The organism is Methylorubrum podarium (genome assembly GCF_022179745.1).
Lineage (GTDB): Bacteria > Pseudomonadota > Alphaproteobacteria > Rhizobiales > Beijerinckiaceae > Methylobacterium > Methylobacterium podarium.
This window is the reverse complement of sequence record NZ_BPRD01000592.1, coordinates 1-4215: the sequence shown is the minus strand read 5'-3', so window position 1 is coordinate 4215 and position 4215 is coordinate 1. Positions and strand designations below refer to the sequence as shown.

At 73.2% G+C, this 4215-nt stretch carries 4 protein-coding genes; all 4 read left to right on the top strand.

From position 1 onward, the window contains the following. A partial coding sequence (locus MFF42_RS24185; RefSeq protein ID WP_238258400.1) for a tripartite tricarboxylate transporter permease occupies window positions 1-575 on the top strand: 575 nt, incomplete at its 5' end. Between the two features lie 258 nt (window positions 576-833). Further along, complete coding sequence (locus tag MFF42_RS24180) at window positions 834-1931, top strand: toxic anion resistance protein (protein WP_238258398.1); 1098 nt, start codon at window positions 834-836, stop codon at window positions 1929-1931. Next, entirely contained in the window at window positions 1928-3514 is a 1587-nt protein-coding gene (locus tag MFF42_RS24175; RefSeq protein WP_238258396.1) for a vWA domain-containing protein, read from the top strand. Before MFF42_RS24180 ends, MFF42_RS24175 begins: the two co-directional genes overlap by 4 nt. Then, window positions 3511-4179, top strand: a complete 669-nt coding sequence (locus MFF42_RS24170; protein ID WP_238258394.1) for a 5-bromo-4-chloroindolyl phosphate hydrolysis family protein — start codon at window positions 3511-3513, stop codon at window positions 4177-4179. The genes MFF42_RS24175 and MFF42_RS24170 overlap by 4 nt, the downstream gene beginning before the upstream one ends. Window positions 4180-4215: the final 36 nt, after the last annotated feature.

The following is a 4215-nucleotide window of genomic DNA, read 5'->3' as shown; positions in this document are numbered from 1 at the left end:
CGATGCTGGCGCTCGGCATCCCCGGCTCGGCCACCGCGGCGGTGCTGCTCGGCGGCCTGATGATCTGGGGCCTGCAGCCCGGCCCGCTGCTCTTCGTCGAGAAGAAGGAGTTCGTCTGGGGCCTGATCGCCTCGATGTATCTCGGCAACCTCGCCGGCCTGCTGATCGTGCTCGCGACCGTGCCGGTCTTCGCCGCGATCATGCGCATCCCCTTCGCGCTGGTCGCGCCGATCATCCTCGTCGTCTGCGCCATCGGCGCCTTCACGGTCGAGTCCTCGCGCTTCGACATCTGGCTGATGCTGGTCTTCGGAATCGTCGGCTACGTCTTCAAGAAGCTCGACTACCCGCTCGCGCCCCTGGTGCTCGCCCTCGTCCTCGGCGACCGCGCCGAGGACGCGTTCCGGCAGGCGCTTCTCGGCTCGGGCGGCGACCTGTCCGTCTTCTTCTCGAACGGCCTCGTCTCGACCCTGATGGTCCTCGGCCTGCTGCTCCTGTTCTGGGGGCCGCTCGGCGACCTGCGCAAACGGCTGGCGCGCAAGGCCGGCCTCACCCGGCCCGCCCCGCTCTCGCCCTGAGGCGGGACGGGGTCACCGTCGACGCCGGCGAGCGGACGCCAACGACCGCCGGCGCGACACGTCCGCGACACGTCGAAGAGAAGGGCCGCGTCGTGAGCAGGGCTGCTTGTGTCACACAACAGTCATAAGACGCCTCGTGCAATAAAACCGAGCCCCTAGTCTGCACAGGCCGCGCTCCTGCGGCACGTTCGCTTCACTCTTGCCAAGGTCTATTCTCTTGGGCAGGAAGGGCGGCGTGGTGGAGATCCGGGGGGCGACATGGTCGGACGGATCGAGGCGGAACATGCATTGCCGTCGCGGCGGGAGCCGTCGGCCGACGCGGGATCGGCACCCGATCCGGCTCTCATCCACCGCATCCGTCAGGACATCCGGCTCGACGATCGCGCCTTCCTGACGCGCTACGGCGACGAGGCGCAGCGGGGCGTCGCCGAGTTCGCCGACACGATCCTGCACGCGACCCTGAACAAGGATTCGGGCGCCGTCGGCGACCTGCTCACCGACCTGATCGGCACGGTGAAGCGGCTCGATCCCGCCTCGCTGGAGAAGACCGGTCTGCTCGACCGCCTCTGGGGCGGGGCGAAGGCGCGGCTCCTGCGCTTCAAGGAGCAGTTCTCGACCCTCGGCGCCCAAGTCGAGCGCATCGCCCTCGAGCTGGAGCGCCGCAGCGACGACCTGCGGCGCGACATCGCCATGCTCGACGGGCTGTTCGCCCGCAACCTCGCGCAGATGCGGGAACTCGAAGCCTACATCGCCGCCGGCGAGCAGGTGATCGCGGAGACGCGCCGCGAGCGGCTGCCGGCGCTCGAAGCCCGGGCGGGGGCGGCCGGCACGGAGACGAGCGAGGGCCCGCTCCTCGCGCAGCAGGCCGCCGACCTCGCCCAGAGCGTCGAGCGCCTGGAGCGCAAGGTCCACGATCTGAAGCTCAGCCGCACCATCGCCCTGCAGGCCATGCCGCAGATCCGCCTCGTGCAGAACGGCGACGCGGCCCTCGTCGAGAAGCTCCAGGCCTCGCTGGCCACCACCATCCCGACCTGGAAGAACGGGATGACCATCGCGCTCGCGCTCCATCGCCAGGACGAGGCCCTGCGCCTGCAGCGGGCGGTCTCCGACACCACCAACGCGCTGCTGCGGGCCAATGCCGAGCGGCTGAAGGCGGGGCGCGCCGGCATCGAGCGCGAGGTGCAGCGCGGGGTGGTCGACGTGGAGACGCTGAGCGCGGTCAACCGCGATTTTCTCGAGACCATCGACGCGGTGCTGGCGATCCAGCGCGAGGGCCGGGACAAGCGCCGGGCGGCGGAGGCCGAGCTGCAGCGCATCGAGGCCGAACTGAAGCGCAAGCTGCTGGAGCCCGCGTGAGGCGGCTGCCCGGCTTCGCGGTTCGGCTCGCGGCCGGCTGCCTCGCCGCGCTGGCGGCCTGGGCGCTCGTCGGCTGTTCCGGGCCGCCGGTCGCGGTAACGATCGCCTCCGGCTCGGAGAACCGCACCCTGGAGCCGATCGTCCAAGATTTCTGCCGGGCCCGCGGGGTCACCTGCCGGTTCGACTACCAGGGCTCGCTCGATATCGGCCTCGCCCTCGCGGCCGCGGCGCCCCCGGCCTTCGACATCGTGTGGCCGGCCAACGCCATCTGGATCGATCTGTTCGACCGGAAGAAGCAGGTGCGCGACCTGACGCCGATCGTCCGCTCTCCGGTCATCCTCGGCCTGCGCCGCTCGAAGGCCGAGGCTCTGGGCTGGATCGGCCGGCCCGTCTCCACCGGCGACATCGTCGAGGCGGTGCGGGCCAAGCGCCTGACCTACCTGGCGAGCTCCGCCACGCAGTCGAACTCGGGCGCGGGCGCCTACATCGCGATGCTGTCGGCGGCGCTCGGCCATCCCGACGCGATCACCCGCGCCGATCTCGACCGGCCCGGCGTGCAGGACACCGTCCGCACGCTGCTCGCGGCCACGGTCCGCACGGCGGGCTCCAGCGCGTGGCTCGCCGACCTCTACCTCAAGGGGGTGGCGGGCGGCACCGCCTATGACGGGATGTGGAACTACGAGGCGGTGCTGGCCGAAACCAACGCGGAACTGGCCCGCCGCGGTGCCGAGCCACTCTACGCGATCTATCCGAGCGACGGCGTCGCCGCGGCCAATTCCCCGCTCGGCTATGTCGAGCGCGGCCAGGGCGAGGCCGCCCGCGCCTTCTTCGCGGCGCTGCAGGCCCATCTCCTCTCGCCGGAGGTCCAGGCGCGCCTGGTGGCGCTCGGGCGCCGCCCGGCCCTCGGCGAGGCGAAAGGCGGCGGCGATCCGAGCTGGAACTACGATCCGGGCCGCCTCTTGCCGCTGATCCGCATGCCCGAGCCCGAGGTGGTGCGCGCCGCGCTCGAGCTCTACCAGGGCGCGCTGCGGCGGCCCTCGCTCACCGCCTACTGCCTCGACTTCTCCGGCAGCATGGGCGGCGCGGGCGAGACGGCCCTGAAGGCGGCGATGCGCTTCATCCTCTCGCACGACGAGGCCGCCCGCGTGCTCGTGCAGAACGGGCGCGACGACCGCATCGTCCTCCTGCCCTTCGACGGACGCGTGCGCGGCGTGACGCGCGGGAGCGGCGCCCCCGAGGACGCCGCCGCCCTCGTCGCGGCGGTGGACGCCAACACGGCGGGCGGCGGCACGAACATCTACGCCTGCGCCGAGGCCGCCCTCCGGGAGATCCGCGCGACGCCGGAGCGCGAACGCTACCTGCCGGCCGTGGTCCTGATGACCGACGGGCGCAGCGAGAACTACGCCCGTCAGTTCCTCGACGCCTGGCGGGCGGAGGGCGGGGACGTGCCGGTCTTCGGCGTGACCTTCGGCGACGCCGACAAGGGCCAGCTCGACGCGCTGGCCGAGGCGACCCGCGCCCGGGTCTTCGACGGCCGGACCTCGCTCACCGAGGCGTTCCGCGCCGTGCGAGGCTACAATTGAGCGCCGGGCCGCGCTTCCCCGCCGATCCCGGCGGCAGGGCGAGCCTGTGGGCGGGCCTCGCCGGCGGCCTGTTCGCGCCGCTGGCGACCTTCGGCTTCGACCTGCCGCTCTGGGCCTCGCTGCCCGGAGCCGCCCTGGTCTTCCTCGGCGCCCGCATGGCCCTGGCGCCGCGCGCCCTGTTCGACGGTCTCGATCCCGGCTCGGTCGACGCCGCGACCGTCGCCCTCGCCCGCGACGTGATCGTCGCGGCCCGCGCCGATCTCGACCGGCTGCGCGCGGCCGCTCTCGGCCTGCGGACGCGCGAGGCGGCGCGCCATCTCGAGCACCTGCACGGCATCGTCCGCGGGGTGCTGGAGCGCGTCGAGGGCGATCCGCGCCGGATGTCGCGGGTGCGCCGCCTGCTGACCTACTACCTGCCGGCGGCGGTCCGCCTCGGCGAGGGCCTGCGCGTGCTGGAGGCGGCGCATCGTCCGGACGCGGCGCGGCTGGCCGCCGTGGGCGCGATGATCGCCCGGCTCGACACCGTCTTCGCCCGCCACGCCGACCGGATCGACGGCGTCGCGGTCGAGGGGCTCGACGTCGAACTGACCCTGCTCGCCGACGCCCTGCGGGCCGAGGAGGCCGGCGCGCCGGCCGTCCCGGCGGACCGGGAGGCCGCGCCATGACGCTGACCCGTCGCGGCCTCGGCCTCGGCCTGCTCG

What these genes read in the sequence shown, in the direction of transcription:
- MFF42_RS24180 (WP_238258398.1), top strand. Translation starts at nt 834, where the DNA reads ATGGTCGGACGGATCGAGGCGGAACATGCATTGCCGTCGCGGCGGGAG.